Here is a 17,972-nt window from a genome sequence, read left to right as displayed (position 1 = left end):
CGGAGCACATTACGATGCATGTACCTGGGACTTTTAACAGTTTTTTCCTGGGTGGGTTCGAGTGCTCAACTCACCGCCGTTTCGATAACCGTCGCCTGGATTTGATCCAGGCGACGGGGCATGATCACTTTGCGAAAGCCGACTTTGCGCGCTTGCGTACCCATCGTATTCAGGCTGCTCGTGATGGTGTGCGCTGGCATCTGATTGAGACGCGGCCAGGTTTTTTTGACTGGTCGAGCCTGCTTCCCCAGGTCAAAGCCGCCCGGGAAGAGGGTGTCCAGATTGTGTGGGACCTGTGCCACTATGGGTGGCCTGACGACATCGATATTTGGTATCCCGGCTTTGTGGAACGCTTTGAGCGATTCACAAAGGCTGTTGCCACGTTTATGCGTGACGAAGGCATAGAGGTACCCTTTTATTGTCCAGTCAATGAAATATCTTTTTGGGCATGGGGTGGTGGTGATACGGGTCAGTTCAACCCCAAGGGTGTCAAGCGGGGAGCTGAACTCAAGCATCAGTTGATCCGAGCCTCGATTGCTGCCATCGAAGCCATTCGTGGTGTTGCGCCCAAGGCTCGGTTCGTCCAGGCAGACCCACTCATCAATGTGATTCCTGCCTCTGGTAGAGCAGCAGACCGCGAGGCGGCCGAAGCCCACCGGCAGTCTCAGTTCGAAGCCTGGGACATGTTGTGTGGAAAAGCTTGGCCGGGGCTCGGTGGGAAGGCTGAATATCTTGATATCGTTGGGCTCAACTTCTATTCCGATAATCAATGGTTTAACGGCGGTAAAACCGTTTTTCGCGATGATCCACTGTATCGTCCCTTGCGTGGAATGTTGGCTGAGGTCTATGCCCGCTACCAGCGGCCGCTCATGATTGCAGAGACAGGAGCGGAAGGTGAGGCGAGGCCTTCATGGCTGGCATACGTATGTGAAGAAGTTCGTAACGCCATGACTCAGGATATCCCTGTCGAAGGCATTTGCCTGTATCCCATCTTGGACTATCCGGGATGGAACGATGAGCGCCTATGTGAAGTCGGTTTATATGGTTATGCTGATCCTCAGGGTCATCGAGCCATTTATTCTCCGTTGGCAGAAGAGCTGGAGCGTCAACAGGCTCAGTTCGCTGCGATGGCTGAAGGGCAGGCTTCATGAGCAACACTTCCAACTCCCCAGAGGGACGACCGTTCCCCTCTCGTCCGATCGCGTTTCTATGGCGCTATGTCTGTCGGCGCCGTTTGGCGTTTGGAGGGTTGTTTTTCCTAATGGTTGGCGGCGCTACCTGCGCCGTTGCCGTTCAGTACGCCATGAAGCTTCTTGTGGATGCCATGGCCAGTGACAACCGGATGGAAGCCAATGTCTGGCTCCCCTTTGGTTTTTTCATCGGACTTATTGCTCTTGAAAACATCCTGTGGCGAGGAGGTGGGTGGCTTGGCTGTCGGACTATTGTCAAGACAGGCGTAGATCTGCGAATCGATCTGTTCGAGTATTTGACCGGCCACCCAATGCGTTACTTCAAGGAGCATTTCTCTGGCGCATTGGGCAATCGAATCAATCAGACCAGCACAGCCGTCGCGAATATTTTTTCCGCGTTGACGTGGCGTATCGTCCCGCCCTGTACCGATTTCCTGGGGGCTGTAGTCGTTATGCTGTCCATCCGCTGGGAAATGGCGCTGGCGTTGATAGGCTTTGTGCTGCTGGTTGGCTGCATCATTACGGGTTTTGGCATCCGTGGTCGCCATAAGCATCAGGCCTTTGCCGAGCAAGCGTCGCGTGTAGGCGGAGAGGTTGTGGACATGGTTTCCAATGTCTGGACTATCAAGGCTTTTTCGGCTCAGGCTCGAGAGCGTGATCGCTTGGCGCAGGAGCTGGGTGTTGAGGCACGTGCTCAGCGTCGTAGCTGGATGTACGTGGAGAAAGCGCGAGTTCTACACGATATATGCCTGACCTTGATGGCTGGCTCTATGCTGCTCTGGGCTATTTACCTGTGGCGACAAGGTACTGTTACGCCTGGTGACGTCGTCGTGGTGAGTGCACTGACCTTCCGTATTCTGCATGGCTCCAGAGACTTGGCGCTGGCACTGGTCGATGCCGCGCAGCAGTTTGGAACGGTAGCCGATACGCTCAAGGTGATTGCCCAGCCCCATGGCATTCAGGACACGGAAAATGCTGCTACTCTCAATGCCAAATCAGGTTCCATCACGTTTGAGCATGTTTCGTTCAGCTATCCTGACGGATCCAAAGTCATCGATGACCTGTCCTTGCACATTCCCTCAGGCCAAAAGGTTGGCCTAGTGGGCACCTCCGGGGCAGGCAAGTCTACGCTGATTAACCTTCTTCAACGTCTGGATGAAGTGAGTAGCGGTCGAATTCTTATCGATGGTCAGCCTATTCATGAAGTCAGCCAAGACAGCTTGCGCGCAGCCATCGCGGTGGTGCCGCAGGAGATCGCTCTCTTCAATCGCTCCATCCGTGAAAATATCCGTTATGGAAAACCCGATGCTACAGATGAAGAGGTCTATAAAGCAGCTTGCCACGCCTATTGCGATCATTTCATACGCCAGCTACCCGAAGGGTACAACACACTGGTAGGCGAACGAGGGGCTCGCTTGTCAGGAGGGCAGCGTCAGCGTTTGGGCATTGCGCGGGCATTTTTGAAGGGCTCCCCCATCCTGATTCTGGATGAGGCGACCTCTGCGCTGGACACGCATTCGGAAAAGGAAATTCAGATGGCGCTGACGGACCTGGTTCGTGGACGTACCGTTCTGGCAGTAGCCCATCGGTTGTCTACAGTCGCATCGTTCGATCGGGTCATCGTGATGGACAAAGGGCGTATTGTTGAAGATGGCCCGCCAGCTGTTCTGCAGCGAAGTGGAGGATTGTTCGAGTCGTTATGGACTATCCAGGCCAAGGGGCTTGATGACGTACAGGCCCAACACCGCAATGCAGGTTAAATAAAAAACCGGCCATTCAGGCCGGTTTTTCACGAGCATCAGACTTATCGGTTAATAAGGCCCATGAACTCGGCGCGTGTTGCATCGTTGCTACGGAACTGGCCAAGCATGACGGAAGTAACCATCGATGAGTTTTGCTTCTCGACGCCGCGCATCATCATGCACATATGTTGAGCCTCGATGACTACCGCTACACCCGCCGCGTTGGTGACTTTCTGAATCGCCTCGGCAATTTCACGGGTCATGTTTTCCTGAATCTGCAGGCGGCGCGCGTACATATCAACGATGCGGGCAACTTTGGACAAGCCCAGCACCTTGCCGCTTGGCATATAGGCTACGTGAGCTTTGCCGATAAAGGGCAGCATATGGTGCTCGCAGAGCGAATACAGCTCGATGTTTTTGACCAATACCATCTCGCTATTGTCTGAAGTGAACAGCGCATCTCCAACCACTTCTTCCAACGTCTGGTTGTAGCCTTTGCACAGGTACTGCATGGCCTTGGCGGCACGTTTGGGCGTATCCAGCAAGCCTTCCCGGGAAACATCCTCGCCTAACTGAGAAAGAATGGCGGAGTAGTGTTGTTCCAATGACATGGTAATTCCTATGGATATTGACACCGCAGCGATGCGGGATGAGGAGAGTAGGGGCTGCGGCGATTAAAATCAATTCTGACTGGAAAGCTAGGTTATTCGTCCCGGCCCTCCAGCATGGTTCGTTTAAGCAGTACATAGACGGCGCCAGTACCACCATGGCGCGGTTGGCAAGACACAAAGCCCAGCACCTGAGAATGTTGACGCAACCAGGTGTTGACATGACTCTTGATGAGCGGACGTCGTCCATCAAGGCGCGCGGCCTTCCCGTGAGTAATGCGAACGCAGCGAACTTCGAATTTCGTCGCTTCAGCGATAAAGTCCCACAGTGTCGCGCGCGCTTTCTCTACCGTCATGCCATGCAAATCCAGGCTGCCATCAAACGGAATCTGCCCGGCCTTGAGCTTACGAATCTGGCTATCCTGAACACCATCACGTGCCCAGTAAAGCTCGTCTTCAGCACCCACGTCGATGATGAACTGATCAGACAACCCATCAACCTTGATAGCTGCCGTTGACTGTATGGCGGCTTCACGACGCTTGACGACCTGCTGACGATCCGTGCGCGGTTTACCGGTGTCTGCATGGTCATCTACCAAGCGTCGAACGCCTCGCATTTCACTGGCGAATGATGAGAAATCGTCGTCTGGCATAGGGCCTCCAAATGATTTCATCATTTTACTGGATAGACATGCAGGTACGCTAACCTTCCAGCAACTCAGTGACATATTGCAAGGCCAGTCGTTGTCTATTCGCCCAGTTGCCTCCGATGCACCGATAGGTTTGCTTATGGTTATCCAGCCACGTTTTACAAGCCTCATAAAAGGCCAGGCGGTCTCGCATGTCAGGCTGGCAGCGCTGCCCGTCGCTGTTCCAGGGTACCTCCCGCGGGTCCAGCAGCAGATGAAGATCGTAGTGGCGCGCAAGCAATGCAGCTTCCAGCCATTCCGGGCAATCATCGAATAGAAAGCGGCTCCACAAGATATTGCTTAAAAGATGAGTATCTAGGATCAGAAGAGCGGGGCGCTGCTGGCGTGCTGCGTCTTCATGTTCAAGCTGACGACGCGCGATAGGAGTAATGTCTTCGTAAGTGGTGTCGCGCCCTAGCGAGGCAAAATATTCCCGCACATACTCGCCCACCAGCACCCCGCCCAGTTTGTCTTTGAGCGTCTGGGCCAGCCATGACTTGCCGGTGGACTCAGGGCCTGTTAGTACGATCACCTTCATACGGTTGCTACCTCACGTCGCCATACAAACCAGCCGCGCGCGGCCAAACCAACAAACAGTACATAGAGCAGGGCAGTCAGGTAGAGGGCCTTGTAGATAAAGAGCGCAACGTAGATTACATCGACTACGAACCAAAGCACCCAACATTCGACCCGCTTCTGCGCCATCCAGAGCTGAGCAACCAGGCTAAAGCTGGTCAGCCCCGCATCCAGCCAGGGCTGGCTTGCGTCGGTATGGGTGCTCATTAAATAACCTAAGGCAATTGTCCCGAGAGCACCTACCAGCAGATTACCCAGCAGAGCTGCATTTGAAAGACGAGTGACGTGTCGTCCTTGATGATCTTGTCCGCCCTTGACCCACTGCCACCAGCCATAGAGCTGCAGAACGGCATAAACGCCCTGAAGCAGCATATCTGAGTACAGTTTGACATCATAAAAGACCCAGGCATACATCACGACCATGATCAATCCGACCGGCCAGCCCCAAACATTTTGCCGAACCGTGAGCCAGACCGCGATAACGCCTAAAACGGCTGCAACTATTTCAAAAGAAGACACCCTAAGCACCCTGGGAAAATATGTCGGACAGGGGCCGTATCTTACCTTCAGTTGTATCGCTCCGTTTTATTGAACGTATGCCAACAAAAAGTAAGGCCTCTGGTATTGTTCACGGCGTTCCGGTTGTAGACCTGACTCCCCAATTGAATAAGCAAGCTAGCGCTGCTACCTCGGCAGCTATATGGAGAAACGAATGGATCTATGGAGTGCCATCCAGGCGCTAATTTTGGGCATCGTAGAAGGCTTGACCGAGTTTCTGCCGATCTCAAGTACAGGTCACCAGATTATTGTGGCCGACCTGTTGGGATTTGGTGGCGATAGAGCCATGGCGTTCAACATCATTATTCAGTTGGGTGCGATTCTGGCTGTCGTTTGGGAGTTTCGCCGCAAGATCATCGATGTCATAGTCGGCCTGCCCCGCCAACGAGAGGCTCAACGGTTTACCGTAAATCTGATGGTAGCCTTCTTTCCAGCCGTCATTCTGGGCGTTGCCTTTGCCGATGCGATCCATGAATACCTGTTCAATCCCATCACGGTAGCTATGGCACTGGTTATTGGTGGCGTGATCATGCTGTGGGCGGAGCGGCGCCAACACAACACGAATATCGATCATGTCGATGACATGACCTGGGTCGATGCGCTCAAGATTGGCTGCATTCAATGTTTGGCTATGATCCCAGGTACTTCCCGTTCGGGGTCTACCATTATTGGTGGTTTGCTGATTGGCCTTTCTCGAAAAGCTGCAACCGAGTTTTCATTCTTTCTCGCCATGCCTACCATGGTCGGCGCCGCGGTCTATTCAGGCTACAAGTACAGGGATCTTTTTCAGCCCAGTGACCTACCTGTATTCGCTATCGGTTTCATCACGTCCTTTATTTTCGCGATGATCGCCGTGCGTGGTCTCCTGAAATTTATTGGTAACCACAGTTATGCGATGTTCGCCTGGTATCGGATCGTCTTTGGTCTGCTGATCCTGGCAACCTGGAAGTTTGGCTGGGTGGATTGGACGTCTGCAGTGGCTTGAGTAAGGTCGCGAATCGAATGCCATGGAAGAGTTTCTCATGGCATTCGACAGTCACTGAGGCGGTATTCGGGGCGGGGTGGACGGTTGTCCAGTGAATACACGCTAGCTAGATATTCTAATTATTCTAAGAGGACGTGCTCAACACGTCCTCTTTCACCGATATTATCGGAGTTGCAAAACTTCATTACAGTGTGAACGCACGCGCTGAAGCAGCTCAGGGTCCTTATCCAACGAACCATTGAGTGCTGGGAACATCCTCAATAACTGAGCCTGCCAGGCCTCACTCTTGTATTGCTCAGGGAAGCAGCGCTGAATGAGCGTAAGCATGATCGAGACTGACGTCGACGCGCCTGGAGAGGCACCCAGTAGCGCTGCAATCGATCCGTCCTGTGCCGACACGATTTCCGTTCCGAACTGCAGAGTGCCGCCCGTCTTGGGATCTTTCTTGATGATCTGAACGCGTTGACCTGCAATCTCAAGGCGCCAGTCATTCTTGTCCACTTCTGGATAAAAGCCCCGAAGCTCCTCGATACGCTGGTCGAACGTCTGCATGACCTGACCGATCAGATACTTGGTCAAGGGCATGTTATCCCGTGCCACAGCCAGCATGGGGCCCAGATTATTGGCTCGAATGGATTTAGGCAGATCCATAAAGGAGCCTTGCTTCAGGAATTTCGTTGTGAAGCCTGCAAATGGACCAAACAGTAGAGATTTCTTGCCGTCCACCACACGCGTATCCAGATGGGGTACGGACATGGGGGGCGAGCCTACGCTTGCCTTGCCATACACCTTGGCCTGATGCTGACTGACCACTTCCGGCTTGTCACAGCGCAGCCATTGACCGCTCACCGGGAAACCGCCATAACCGTGGCTTTCCGGTATATCGGATTTTTGCAGGAGTGGTAGAGCACCGCCGCCTGCGCCAAGAAAAACAAACCGGGCCCGTAAGGTGCGAGTTGCGCCGGTCTGGGTATCTTGGATGGTCAGTCGCCAGCGATTGTCAGGCTCGCGATGCAGATCGGTAACCTTCTGGTTATACGTAATCTTGGTATCCGGCTGCTTGGTCAGGTGATGGAGCAGGTTAGTGGTCAGTGCGCCAAAGTTCACGTCGGTACCGCTCTCGGTGCGTGTCGCCGCGATCTTTTCATTCGTGGTGCGTCCCTTCATCATCAGGGGCATCCACTCTTCAAGCTTTGCACGATCTTCGGTGTATTCCATCCCGGCAAACAAGGGGTTCGCCGACAGCGCTTCGAAGCGCTTGCGCAGGAACGAAATATCCTTATCGCCGCGGACAAAGCTTAGGTGAGGAACAGGATTGATAAAGCTTCTAGGCGAATCGAAATGGCCCTGTTCGACAAGGTAGGTCCAGAACTGCTTGGACGTCTCGAACATGATGTTGATATCGATGGCCTTGGTAATGTTTACCGTACCGTCCTTGCCTTCCGGGGTGTAGTTCAGCTCGCAAAGTGCTGCGTGACCTGTGCCAGCATTGTTCCAAGGGTTGGAACTTTCGGCGGCGCCGGAACTGAGTAGCTCTAGAACTTCCACATTCAATGAGGGGTCAAGTTCCTTGAGCATGACAGCAAGCGTCGCACTCATGATGCCGGCTCCCACGAAAACGAGATCCGACTCTCCGCTACCACGTTGGGTCATTAATGGTACTCCTGAAGCACAAGGTCATTCTTGAATTATAAAAGCCAAGCCTTTTATGACTTGAGCCTGCATTACCTAGTTCAGATACCTCGAGCCCGCGTGCCGGGCGCATCTGGCTGTGACGCGATGCAAAGCAACACCTTATCCATATGGGGCTTGAGGCATAAAACACAAACGGAAATACGTTATAAACAATCTTAAGCCAGATCGTAAGCAGACTAACAATGCTGACAGATAATTTTGTTGAAGACAGTCGGCGGCGATGCTTAAGGAAACGAAGAATATCGCTGCGGTCAGGCATCATGGCTGCCTGATGGAAGGATCGAGTACACAACGACTCGATAAGGTGAGCGACGTAGGAAAAGGCATTTTCTCTTTTCAACAGCCGGACATACCGTAACATGCTTGAAATATCCGTTTCATGGGCGAATCGGAAAAGCATGGCGGATGATACAAGCGCGGAGCTCAGGATAAAACCCAAAAGCGGTGGACTTTTAATAAATCTCACCGCTTTTTGTAGCGTTATATACTAAAGGCTACATTTGCCTAGACAATTACACCTTGGCTACGCAGGTAATCATCATAGGTACCACTGAAGTCAGTAATACCTGTTTCGGTCAACTCAACAATACGGGTGGCGAGCGAGGACACAAATTCGCGGTCGTGGCTGACAAAAATCAGTGTACCGGGATAGTTTTCGAGCGCCAGGTTCAAGGCTTCGATGGACTCCATATCCAAGTGGTTTGTCGGCTCGTCCATTACCAGTACGTTAGGCTTTTTGAGGATAAGCTTGCCAAACAGCATGCGACCCTGTTCGCCACCCGAGATGACTTTTACAGACTTCTGAATGTCATCGTTGGAGAATAGCATCCGACCTAGCGTTCCACGTACCAGCTGTTCTCCGCCCTGGGTCCATTGGCCCATCCAGTCGAACAGGTTGATATCGTCTTCGAAATCCTCAGCATGATCCTGGGCGAAGTAGCCAACCTCCGCGCTATCTGTCCACTTGACTTCACCTTTATCGACAGGCAACTCGCCGACAAGGCAGCGGAGAAGGGTGGTTTTACCAATCCCGTTCGGTCCGATGATGGCTACGCGCTCACCGGCTTCAATCTGAAGACTCAAGCGGTCAAAAAGCGGCTTGCCGTCATAGCCCTTGGCAACGCTCTCTAAAGTTACAGCCTGGCGATGCAGTTTCTTAGTCTGTTCGAAGCGAATAAAGGGGCTTACCCGACTGGAAGGCTTTACCTCTTCAAGCTGAATCTTGTCGATCTGGCGTGCTCGGCTTGTAGCTTGCTTTGCTTTGGAGGCGTTAGCCGAGAAACGGCTGACAAAGGACTGAAGCTCAGCAATCTGTGCTTTTTTCTTTGCATTATCAGACAGCAAACGCTCACGCGCCTGGGTAGCGGCCGTCATGTATTCGTCGTAGTTGCCAGGAAACAGACGCAGCTCACCATAATCCAGATCGGCCATGTGCGTGCAGACGCTGTTAAGAAAGTGGCGATCGTGCGAAATGATGATCATGGTGCTGTTACGCGCAGTGAGTACACCTTCGAGCCAACGGATTGTGTTGATATCCAGGTGGTTGGTGGGTTCGTCCAACAGCAACACGTCTGGATCTGAAAACAGCGCCTGCGCGAGAAGCACGCGAAGCTTCCAGCCTGGCGATACGGCACTCATGAGACCAAAATGCTGTTCAAGAGGAATACCGAGCCCGAGCAGTAGTTCGCCTGCACGTGATTCGGCTGTGTAGCCATCCATTTCGGCAAACTGAACTTCAAGCTCGGCAACCGCCATTCCGTCGTCTTCCGACATTTCCGGAAGTGCATAAATGCGATCACGCTCGGCTTTAACCCTCCACAGCTCGGTGTGCCCCATGATGACCGTATCGATGACGGTAAACTCCTCATAGGCGAACTGATCCTGGCGCAGCTTACCCAGACGAGTATTCGGCTCCAACATGACCTGACCCGCTGACGGTTCCAGATCACCACCCAGAATCTTCATGAAGGTCGACTTGCCACAACCGTTCGCGCCGATCAACCCGTAACGGTTGCTATTGCCGAATTTGACTGAAACATTTTCAAACAGGGGCTTTGCCCCGAACTGCATGGTGATATTTGCGGTGGAGATCAAGAGTCTTACCTGTAGCGGTGTCCAGACTGTCATAAGCGAGGCGAGGACCGATTCAAGGCCAATTTGAAGTTTTGCCAGCTCGTTGCAGTCTGATTGTGAAGAGATCCAGTGGCTTAGGGTAATAGCAGCAGTTGAACACTATGACCCAGCCGACCGGTGATGAAAGCGGGATTCGTTCCCGACATTAGGCATATTGTGGCATAACTGTGCCTACAGTTATACGGTAGCCAATGATGAGGGTTTGGCTTAAAGGTGTACGGCAAGATTTATGGTTTCGACTCCTCCAAGCTGTTCAGAGAAAGCGGTAGAAACCGGCGTAATCATATTCGGACTTCAATGTAAAAATGTATTTAGCCTTTCAGCGGTTTAAAGAGACCAGTCGTGAAGAGAAACGCCCTGTTAATCGCTATTGCTTTCGTGTGCTTGGCTGGATGTAGTCCAACCGAGAAGGATGCTATTGAAAAAAGTCAGGCGTTAGTCAAGAAAGAGCTGAAAGACCCAAAGTCAGCAAAATTTGGGTATACCTACTTTTTAGGCTCATTGAGTAACGGGGCTGGAGACGGATATGTATGTGGACGCTTAAGCGGGGTAGGCGTCAGGGAAACTGCTCCACGCTTCATGAGGTATGTTTCGTCAGTGTCAGTTAAAGACAGTACATTAGTTATAAATAATATATGGATCGAGGCTCCTGATAGTGCGAGTATTTTGGGTACCAAAGAAACGATCTTTGACCGACTCTATTGGAATAAATATTGTGTTGATGCAAAGCATCCAGCTAGCCAATCAGGGGTTTGAGCTTTAAGTTCTGGCGTTTCAGAGTTTGCTATCTGGAAAAAATAATGGAATTTTGTTTGAGTAAAATTTAAATTCTTGATTTGGCTGCATTGAGAAGAATATAGAGAGAAACCTTTGGATTTGGCTTTAGTGCATTATATTTTCCAGTGCTAAGATGTCATCGGGTTTTGCTGCTTATGTTGCATAATAAAATGGCTGGCAGTGGCGCGCGTTTCTAAAAAATAATCCTCTTGGTTTTAAAAAATAGGATTATTTTACATTGCTAGGAATGCGTATATACCAAGATGGAAATGTAAAATCGCTACCTTGTTGTTATTCTACTTGCCTACCCGCGGCCTATTCTAGCTATGGGCATCTGGTTGAATGAAGCTCTCCATTTGGTATCTTCATTGACCATCCTGCCGGTTTTATTAGCACTTGAGAATAAAGTCCATCCATGGTTTTGGCAGCGCACAGTCGATCTCCAAATTATTTGCCTTGGTAAATTACCATCACTGGTCTGCCTCTTTCGAATATTGAGCTTGCTTTCCAAACATAGGAAAAAGCAATCAGTGCCAACAATGAATAACATGCAATGCGAATATTTCTCCCTGCACTTTCGATAATAATTGAGAGCCCCAGAACTAAGCAAAGCATCGCAGTCAAGTTTATTCCGGCAAAATAACGGCCAGGGAATGTCGAGTTATATCCGTTTCGCAAAGTCGTCAATCCCCCGCGCATCTTGAATGTTAGCGCAACGTAGATGAACAGCGATGCAGCTGAGAATGCAAGTATAAACCACTTGCCGTTTTTGCGGGAAAGGTAAAGTGCATATGCAATAAGTATGATAAATACAACCAATAAAACTATAGAAGTAACATCGGTCATGTGTCTATAAATTGAATTAACGAATGGGTAGAGCACGCTCCTTGCTACAATCGCCTCTACAGCATGATTTTAGTCCCACGCTATAGGCAGCGACGAGCCTAGTCGAACGTTATCCTTTACCGCGATAATGGCGAGGAGGTTTCTGTTTTTTAGGAAGTAAAATGCTGCGTATAGAAATATCAGTAAAGCAACGACTGGGTTTGTTATCACGAACAAAAATAAAATCGCGTCGATATTAATATTGCTGATAACTCCAGGCCTTTGGTCTCTTATCATCAGAATAAAAATAGAAGCCAGCGGCAAAAAGAACCCTATTTGGAGAATCCTTCCAAATATTTCATTTCCATGCAGACTCACTGGAGCCATTACAATTAGAATGTAAAGCACGATCCTCAATGGGTGGCCGATAATATCTTGCGTAGCAAGGTAGTCAAGCGTAGCGATAGCGGCAAAAAAGCATATGAAAATATAGCTATAAAGAAAGCCAATTCTTCTATATGGCTTCCTGTAAAAATATAGCTTGTTTTTGCAGCTAGCCAAAGCATGGCGACATTTAGGACGACCTTATAATCAGGCCTTGCATTCCATGCGGTTTGTAGCTATCCATGCTCCATTCCCATACCTGTCCAAACACCATCCTCAGCAAACACAGTCGGATTGAGGAGAAGCACCGTGTTTCGCATAAAAAACAATATGAATGCTATTGCGAAAAAACTTATTGCTACAAGTTTCGGAATTGCAGTAGATGTTCTTGGTGCTTTTTTGTCGTGCTTCAAATAAGATTGGTTAGTAAGCATGAGAGCTTCCAATAAAAATATGACTAGCGTCAAGGAGGTGTTGAAAAGCCAAAATTTTAAAGATTTTATTAAAGCCATCTGGCTGATTGCTTATTCTTAATTAATTAATTAATTTAAAAGTTAAGGAATTATAAAATTCATGAAATTCTGAGTACTTTTATGTCATATCCTTATTGTTTTTTGAGAGATTTATAAGTTTTTTGTGGAGTATAAGCACTGCCCGAGATGTGTAAAAGAGTCTAGATAATTTATAATTTCAGTTCACCAAGCCGCTAGGGGATTAAAATTGATTACGGCTGTACAAGGGAGTGGAAAGCTGTCCACCAACTTGCTTCCTTCAGCATGTGCTACGGATAGAAGAGCGGGGGAAACGCTGATTGTCTTTGGTGTTGTATATGCGATAGGCGATTATCTATGCAACGCGAGGGCTGACAAATTAGGGCATCGCTAGCAAGGGGAGGGCCAACGCAGCGCTTGGGACTCCTAGCTCAGTGGCGAGAAAACTGCTATTTATTGATCCATGAGTAGAGGCAGATCTATGCTCAGACTCATACTAGTTAAGGGATTCCTTCAAAAAGGTCTTTGCGATCGCCAGGGGTCAGCATTGTTAGCGCGCAGCGCTAATTATATTGCAGGTGGTAGTCGGGTCCGCCTGTGCAGGCCTAGACGTGAGTCTAATTTACCCTGATGTTGCCGCTAGTTTTGCCCGGTTTCCAGTGATGCTGATCAGTGAGAGTTAAAACCTAGTGCATTGCAGCTGAAATAAGTGGCTGGCTTAGTTAAAAATAGATTATTGAAGGTCATGGATGATCAGAAGTACTTTGAAATATATAAAGACTTTTGGATTTCGAATCATCAAGCGAATAGTTTCGTGCGATTCGAAATCCATATGAGCGTCAGGGTGAGCGCCCTTCCTTATAGCCATGATCTATATAGTGCAGGGTCGCAAAATTTTTATTCGACCCAAACGCAGCGCGGAGGTCTGCATATTTTGCCAAGTATCTATCTGGGCTGAAGGAAATTTTTCTGCCTTCTTTAGATCCATTTAGTATGTAGTGTTTGGCTGCTGCATTGATGTCAGTACCAAACGCTTTTATAAGATCAGGATAGCTTGCGATATAAGATAGAGCATTAAAGGATACCGTTCTGCCTTCCCTATATCCATAAAGGATATAATGTCTGGCCGCAGCATTGGTGTCTGCACCAAAGGCTGTAATTAGATCAGGGTATGAAGCTATATAGCTTAGAGGGTTAAATGATACAACCCGTCCTTCCTTGTATCCATAAAGGATATAATGCTGCGTTGCAGCTTGAACGTCTGTACCAAAAGCAGCCGCTAAGTCCGGATATGACGCTATATAGTTTAATGCATCAAATCCGGATAGCGAAACCGAGGTGTTTGAAGCAGGAGCCGTATTTGTAGGTGTGGCTGTTGGTATAGTTGTATTAGATGTCGACGGGGTAATGACTCCTGATTCTGATGGCAGAGCTGCGGCAGGTGTTACTGCAGGTCCATAGGAAGAGCAGCTTGTATTATCGATATATTTTTTCAGTGTCGACCACTGAGGGCGGTCTTGCCCACCAATGGGTTCTACTGAAAGGTTATATGTTCCCCAGCCAGGACCTGCTGCCCAGTAAGTTGCTGGTATGCAGTTCTGTCTTAGATAGGCCAGCATGTTGTCCATAATAGTAAGCCAGCGAGGGTCATTATCTGGAACACCGAATTCTCCAATAAAGCCTCGCCTGCCATTTTTCTTCAGCCATTCTATAAAAGGCTTAACACGTTCAACACCATATGTTGGGCTTAGGGTGCTGACGTCGACAGCGTCGTATGTGCCGCCAGCTCCCTCATCAAAGTAGGTATGTGCTTCGAAAATAATATTATTTGCAGGATCCTGCAGTTTGAGCAGCGGATCATTCCAGTATGCCCAGCGGGTGGCCTCAGCCCATCCGTTACCTTCGATCATAATGGGGCGAACATTATCTATACTGCGAACCCCATTAATCCCATATTGAGCAGCCGTTGGCCAATAGGCTAGGGCATCATGGGGCTCGTTCATGATGTCGTAAGCATACAACGATGGTTGGGTGCTCCAGCGCTGTGCAATCTTGGCCATGATGTCCTGATATCTCTGATAAGGCACACCACTTGTACCAATAATCTGTCCCCGATAACGCATGTAGTTATGCAGGTCCAGAATTACCTTCATGCCATATTTATTGGCAAGATTAAATGTACCATCTATCAAGGCAGCGTAAGTCGGATCCAGCGGTCCACCTAGGGTAGGCTGAAGGCGTTCCCAAAGAATAGGAAAGCGAATCAGCCGTATACCTTTGGCGCTCCATTGCTGAAAGTAAGGCTCTGTAGGAAAAATGTAGTTACGGCCGTTTACGCCAGGCAGCACTTGTCCTGCAAACCCTGCTCCAGACATATTCAGACCTATCAACTCTACGGATGCCTTAGCAGTTTCGGTTTGGACGGTCAATAAAACAAAAAATGACAGGAAAAGCGGCGCTTTTCTGATAAAGCCGGACAGATAAAAAAGGATATTCATTGCTCACACCTAATACGGACAACGGAGCGCACGTCTGCTTATCGTCAAAACCGGCCGAAAATTTAATTTGATGGTTTTTTGACAGAATAGAGCTTGAGGAATAGTGCTTCAGTGTTCTAGCAATACTCAGGCCAGGCTCTAAAGTACGGCTGCGTTTGCTGGCGAAAGGCTACAAAGAAGGCATCACTACCTTTTGTGCGGTTGCTAGCCTAGTGATGAGCTTGTCTTTTGATGCTTTAACGATTCATGATCTTTTGATCATATCGGCGTATGAGTAGGTTAGGTATAACATTCAAGTGATGTGTAGTTTCATTCCTAAGCTCAGGAGTCTGCCCGGTATGCTTTACGGTGATCAACAAATCATGGTGGCTTTACTGTCCCGTTTGAACCGGAACCAATTAGCGCTCGGCGCAGCGGTTGAGGAGCTTGCAATTTGGATTGATCAGCGCGGGTCAACCGATGTGTCAGGTCGTGCCATGGAGCATCTTGAAGAGCTTGCAGCAAATGCTGATTTCATTAGTGAAGCTCTTCTGACACTTATGGATAGTGCCCAGTACAAGCACCAGAATGACTCCTAGGGTTTGTCTGAAAAGTCAGCACGCATGCATCGCTCGATACAGGCCAGCGTTACCATGGCCTTGAAGCTGTTAGCCAGCTTGTCAAAGCGAGTACAGAGCCGACGCTTTTCCTTTAAGCCGTTCGATCACGTTACGCTGTTGATACTTGGGCCTATCAAACAGGCGAGGCAGACCTGTCCGGGGCTTGCGGTGCATCGTGCGCTGGGCAATCACCGGCTGCATACCGAAGCGGTCGCAATAGCGACGCAACCCTTCACTATCGTAGCCCTTGTCCGCGATCACTGTCCGGCAACGCTTGCGTGGTCTGCCCTGAGAGCCAGGAAGACGCACCTGATCGAGTAACGGAATAAAGTTGCGCGAATCGGCCTGCTGACCAGGCGAGAGGGTAAAGCTCAGCGGATAACCATTGGCATCGCAAAGCAGGTGAATCTTGGTACCTAACCCACCCCGGCTGCGTCCCAGGCAATGATCTACAGGTTCGTCCGGGCCCCTTTTTTTCCGCCTCCTGCCGCGGCACGGGTAGCTCGAATGGTCGTAGAGTCCACCATCCAGGTATCCAGATCGATAAAGCCATCCTGGCGAAGCCGCAGATGCAGACGAGTCAATACGCGCTCAAACGTTCCGTCGTCCCGCCATTGGCGAAAACGCTGATAGACCGTTTTCCAAGGGCCGTAGCGTTCGGGTAGATCACGCCATTTGGCGCCGGAGCAAAGGATCCAGAAGATACCATTGAGCATCTGTCGATCATCCCGGCGAGGACGGCCCATGGTCTGGGGAGGAGAAACGATGTCTTCAATCAATGCCCAGCGCTGACTCGAAAGCTCGTAGCGACCTGTCATGTCTGCCTCCGCTTGCCACAACGGCATTAAGCTAACAAACGCGACTTTTTAGACAAACCCTAGGAAAGAAACGCCGTAGAGCCTCTCGTCTTGCACTTATTGGCCATGTTGAGGGTCCCACTTAGTCCAGACAGGAGGATCCAAAATGAAACGAGCAGCATGGGTGACGAGTATTTTATTCGGGGCATTGTTGGCGACTGGCTGTATACCGTGGGGCAAGGATCAAGGGGGCGGTGATGTCAGTCCGCAGGAGCAAGGTGGTGCGGCAGGTGGGCCTGGAGGTGCGGGCAGCGGTATGGGCGGCACTGGCGGGGCTGGCGGATCTTCATCCGGCTCGGGCGGCGGATCAGGCAGTCGCTGAGTTTATTCCCTCACAAGAGGAGTAATGTTTGGAAGCAGCGCCTTATACACTGGTACGAAGCACGCAGTGATATGGCCTGCTTTTGAAGGGAGTATTCATAAGTGCTGATTCAGCTTGTTGAAACCCGGCCGATGAGTCGGGTTTCGCTTCCGTATCAAGCTGGTCTTCACGTTGTCTGAACTTATGTGTCTGCTGATTGTGCAGATAGGCCCTCAGATAGGCTGCCGAAGCGGTGCTGGTCAAGTTCAGAATCTATCCGTTGTGACGCTTAGGCGCTATTGCTCAGCTTGCTTATACCTAATTCTGTTATGAGCTTACAGGAATAACCATTTTCATCAGTGATGCGTTGTTTGAATTTGCTCGGGTGAAAGAGAAGCCTGAGTAAGCAGATAACGCTTTTGCAATTCCTGATAGTCCTGGGTCTGCTGCATACGTTAAATAGGTCGGAAATCGTTGGGTCTGATGTATTAGCTGACACGAACCATCCAATCCAGCCATTTATATCCATCGGCATACCTTGTCCAGTGAAGGTTTTGACGGCCGGCCAGTTATGAGGGCGATCTTTGCTGGTTACAGTAAGAGCGTGTACCTTTCCTTCTGCTCTACGGCTGTTAACCTGTCCGCATACAAATATCGTGGCGGCCAATCCTCCGTCGAGTAGGTCGTCGATAATAGCTGTGGTGTGACTGTATGTTTGCATGCGCAGAGCAATTTCTTCTTCACAGCCCAACATCAAGCCTGCCAGATGACTTTGAGACCCATACAGGGCTATACCTACATCTCGGAAGTGTGGTTTTTTGCTAACCCAGTCGACATAGGCAGCCACGCTCTGGATAGACTGCGGAGCTGCTGGCCCTACAGCAAGAGCATAAGTGTAGTCCCTAACAAGGCGAGGGGCGTAAAGTCGTTGATCGGGTCATATTCGATCGAGTCATAAACATTGGGAAGTAGGCTCATTGAGGCTGAAACGGCTTGGAGAATAGTTGTGCCGTCTGGTGTTGCCTGTTTGGCTAGTGCGACTAGCCAAACGTGTGTTCTGCTCA

14 protein-coding genes and 3 pseudogenes are annotated in these 17,972 nt (G+C 50.0%); 6 read left to right on the top strand and 11 right to left on the bottom strand.

What is annotated here, in order from left to right; all coding sequences use genetic code 11:
- The first annotated feature begins 14 nt into the window (after positions 1 to 14).
- Positions 15 to 1,151, top strand: coding sequence for a family 1 glycosylhydrolase (locus tag QWJ10_RS16625; protein ID WP_019365568.1), 1,137 nt, complete (start codon positions 15 to 17; stop codon positions 1,149 to 1,151).
- The gene (locus tag QWJ10_RS16620) at positions 1,148 to 2,950 is read left to right on the top strand and encodes an ABC transporter ATP-binding protein (protein WP_026003916.1); all 1,803 of its coding nucleotides are present in this window, start codon (positions 1,148 to 1,150) and stop codon (positions 2,948 to 2,950) included. The genes QWJ10_RS16625 and QWJ10_RS16620 overlap by 4 nt, the downstream gene beginning before the upstream one ends.
- A 44-nt stretch (positions 2,951 to 2,994) precedes the next feature.
- Here the strand turns inward: QWJ10_RS16620 and folE are convergent, their stop codons facing one another.
- The 4 genes from folE to pnuC form a co-directional block, all read right to left on the bottom strand.
- Positions 2,995 to 3,543, bottom strand: coding sequence for a GTP cyclohydrolase I FolE (gene folE, locus QWJ10_RS16615; RefSeq protein WP_010798424.1), 549 nt, complete (start codon positions 3,541 to 3,543; stop codon positions 2,995 to 2,997).
- Positions 3,544 to 3,635: 92 nt separating this feature from the next.
- Positions 3,636 to 4,193: a Smr/MutS family protein gene (locus QWJ10_RS16610; RefSeq protein ID WP_010798423.1), complete on the bottom strand. Its 558-nt coding sequence runs from the start codon at positions 4,191 to 4,193 to the stop codon at positions 3,636 to 3,638.
- Positions 4,194 to 4,242: 49 nt separating this feature from the next.
- A complete protein-coding gene (locus QWJ10_RS16605; protein ID WP_197870699.1) occupies positions 4,243 to 4,767 on the bottom strand; it encodes an AAA family ATPase in 525 nt (174 codons plus the stop codon).
- Entirely contained in the window at positions 4,764 to 5,324 is a 561-nt protein-coding gene (pnuC, locus tag QWJ10_RS16600; protein ID WP_019365572.1) for a nicotinamide riboside transporter PnuC, read from the bottom strand. The genes QWJ10_RS16605 and pnuC overlap by 4 nt, the downstream gene beginning before the upstream one ends.
- A 193-nt stretch (positions 5,325 to 5,517) precedes the next feature.
- Here pnuC and QWJ10_RS16595 point away from each other — a divergent pair, with 193 nt between their 5' ends.
- Positions 5,518 to 6,348, top strand: a complete 831-nt coding sequence (locus QWJ10_RS16595; protein WP_019365573.1) for an undecaprenyl-diphosphate phosphatase — start codon at positions 5,518 to 5,520, stop codon at positions 6,346 to 6,348.
- A gap of 162 nt (positions 6,349 to 6,510) precedes the next feature.
- Here QWJ10_RS16595 and mqo read toward each other — a convergent pair whose 3' ends face one another.
- The 3 genes and pseudogenes from mqo to QWJ10_RS16580 form a co-directional block, all read right to left on the bottom strand.
- The gene (mqo, locus tag QWJ10_RS16590; protein ID WP_289928107.1) at positions 6,511 to 8,001 is read right to left on the bottom strand and encodes a malate dehydrogenase (quinone); all 1,491 of its coding nucleotides are present in this window, start codon (positions 7,999 to 8,001) and stop codon (positions 6,511 to 6,513) included.
- Positions 8,002 to 8,547: 546 nt separating this feature from the next.
- Positions 8,548 to 10,137 (bottom strand): ABC-F family ATPase, encoded by a 1,590-nt coding sequence (locus tag QWJ10_RS16585; protein WP_289928212.1) that lies wholly within the window; start codon positions 10,135 to 10,137, stop codon positions 8,548 to 8,550.
- A gap of 39 nt (positions 10,138 to 10,176) precedes the next feature.
- A pseudogene (locus QWJ10_RS16580) lies at positions 10,177 to 10,361 on the bottom strand (site-specific integrase); the annotation flags it as partial.
- Positions 10,362 to 10,518: 157 nt separating this feature from the next.
- Here QWJ10_RS16580 and QWJ10_RS16575 point away from each other — a divergent pair.
- On the top strand, positions 10,519 to 10,932 hold the full coding sequence (locus QWJ10_RS16575) for a hypothetical protein (protein ID WP_289928104.1): 414 nt from the start codon (positions 10,519 to 10,521) through the stop codon (positions 10,930 to 10,932).
- 468 nt (positions 10,933 to 11,400) lie between these two features.
- On the opposite strand, the gene QWJ10_RS16570 is transcribed toward QWJ10_RS16575, so the two are convergent.
- Both QWJ10_RS16570 and QWJ10_RS16565 read right to left on the bottom strand, forming a co-directional pair.
- Positions 11,401 to 11,799, bottom strand: coding sequence for a hypothetical protein (locus QWJ10_RS16570; protein WP_289928101.1), 399 nt, complete (start codon positions 11,797 to 11,799; stop codon positions 11,401 to 11,403).
- A 1,693-nt stretch (positions 11,800 to 13,492) separates the two neighbouring features.
- Positions 13,493 to 15,151 carry a glycoside hydrolase family 5 protein gene (locus QWJ10_RS16565; RefSeq protein WP_289928098.1) on the bottom strand — a complete coding sequence of 553 codons (1,659 nt, stop codon included), beginning with the start codon at positions 15,149 to 15,151 and terminating at the stop codon, positions 13,493 to 13,495.
- 338 nt (positions 15,152 to 15,489) lie between these two features.
- Between QWJ10_RS16565 and QWJ10_RS16560 the strand changes: the two genes are divergently transcribed.
- A complete protein-coding gene (locus QWJ10_RS16560; protein ID WP_289928095.1) occupies positions 15,490 to 15,729 on the top strand; it encodes a hypothetical protein in 240 nt (79 codons plus the stop codon).
- On the opposite strand, the pseudogene QWJ10_RS16555 reads toward QWJ10_RS16560, so the two are convergent.
- A pseudogene (locus tag QWJ10_RS16555) lies at positions 15,726 to 16,568 on the bottom strand (IS5 family transposase). The gene QWJ10_RS16560 and the pseudogene QWJ10_RS16555 sit on opposite strands and share 4 nt — an antisense overlap.
- Before the next feature lie 236 nt (positions 16,569 to 16,804).
- On the opposite strand from QWJ10_RS16555, the gene QWJ10_RS16550 reads away from it, so the two are divergent.
- Entirely contained in the window at positions 16,805 to 16,954 is a 150-nt protein-coding gene (locus QWJ10_RS16550; RefSeq protein ID WP_289928092.1) for a hypothetical protein, read from the top strand.
- Between the two features lie 243 nt (positions 16,955 to 17,197).
- On the opposite strand, the pseudogene QWJ10_RS23190 reads toward QWJ10_RS16550, so the two are convergent.
- Positions 17,198 to 17,803, bottom strand: a pseudogene (locus QWJ10_RS23190) (tripartite tricarboxylate transporter substrate-binding protein); the annotation flags it as partial.
- Positions 17,804 to 17,972 lie beyond the last annotated feature (169 nt).

The sequence above is a fragment of the Pseudomonas sp. WAC2 genome (assembly GCF_030403525.1).
Classification (GTDB): Bacteria; Pseudomonadota; Gammaproteobacteria; order Pseudomonadales; family Pseudomonadaceae; genus Chryseomonas; species Chryseomonas luteola.
The sequence above is the reverse complement of the archived record's forward strand: the minus strand, read 5'-3'. Positions and strand labels throughout refer to the sequence as shown.

Coding starts and splice junctions, on each gene's coding strand:
- QWJ10_RS16625 (WP_019365568.1), top strand. CDS start 15: ATGCATGTACCTGGGACTTTTAACAGTTTTTTCCTGGGTGGGTTCGAG.
- QWJ10_RS16620 (WP_026003916.1), top strand. CDS start 1,148: ATGAGCAACACTTCCAACTCCCCAGAGGGACGACCGTTCCCCTCTCGT.
- folE (WP_010798424.1), bottom strand. CDS start 3,543: ATGTCATTGGAACAACACTACTCCGCCATTCTTTCTCAGTTAGGCGAG.
- QWJ10_RS16610 (WP_010798423.1), bottom strand. CDS start 4,193: ATGCCAGACGACGATTTCTCATCATTCGCCAGTGAAATGCGAGGCGTT.
- QWJ10_RS16605 (WP_197870699.1), bottom strand. CDS start 4,767: ATGAAGGTGATCGTACTAACAGGCCCTGAGTCCACCGGCAAGTCATGG.
- QWJ10_RS16595 (WP_019365573.1), top strand. CDS start 5,518: ATGGATCTATGGAGTGCCATCCAGGCGCTAATTTTGGGCATCGTAGAA.
- mqo (WP_289928107.1), bottom strand. CDS start 8,001: ATGACCCAACGTGGTAGCGGAGAGTCGGATCTCGTTTTCGTGGGAGCC.
- QWJ10_RS16570 (WP_289928101.1), bottom strand. CDS start 11,799: ATGACCGATGTTACTTCTATAGTTTTATTGGTTGTATTTATCATACTT.
- QWJ10_RS16565 (WP_289928098.1), bottom strand. CDS start 15,151: ATGAATATCCTTTTTTATCTGTCCGGCTTTATCAGAAAAGCGCCGCTT.
- QWJ10_RS16560 (WP_289928095.1), top strand. CDS start 15,490: ATGCTTTACGGTGATCAACAAATCATGGTGGCTTTACTGTCCCGTTTG.
- QWJ10_RS16550 (WP_289928092.1), top strand. CDS start 16,805: ATGTCAGTCCGCAGGAGCAAGGTGGTGCGGCAGGTGGGCCTGGAGGTG.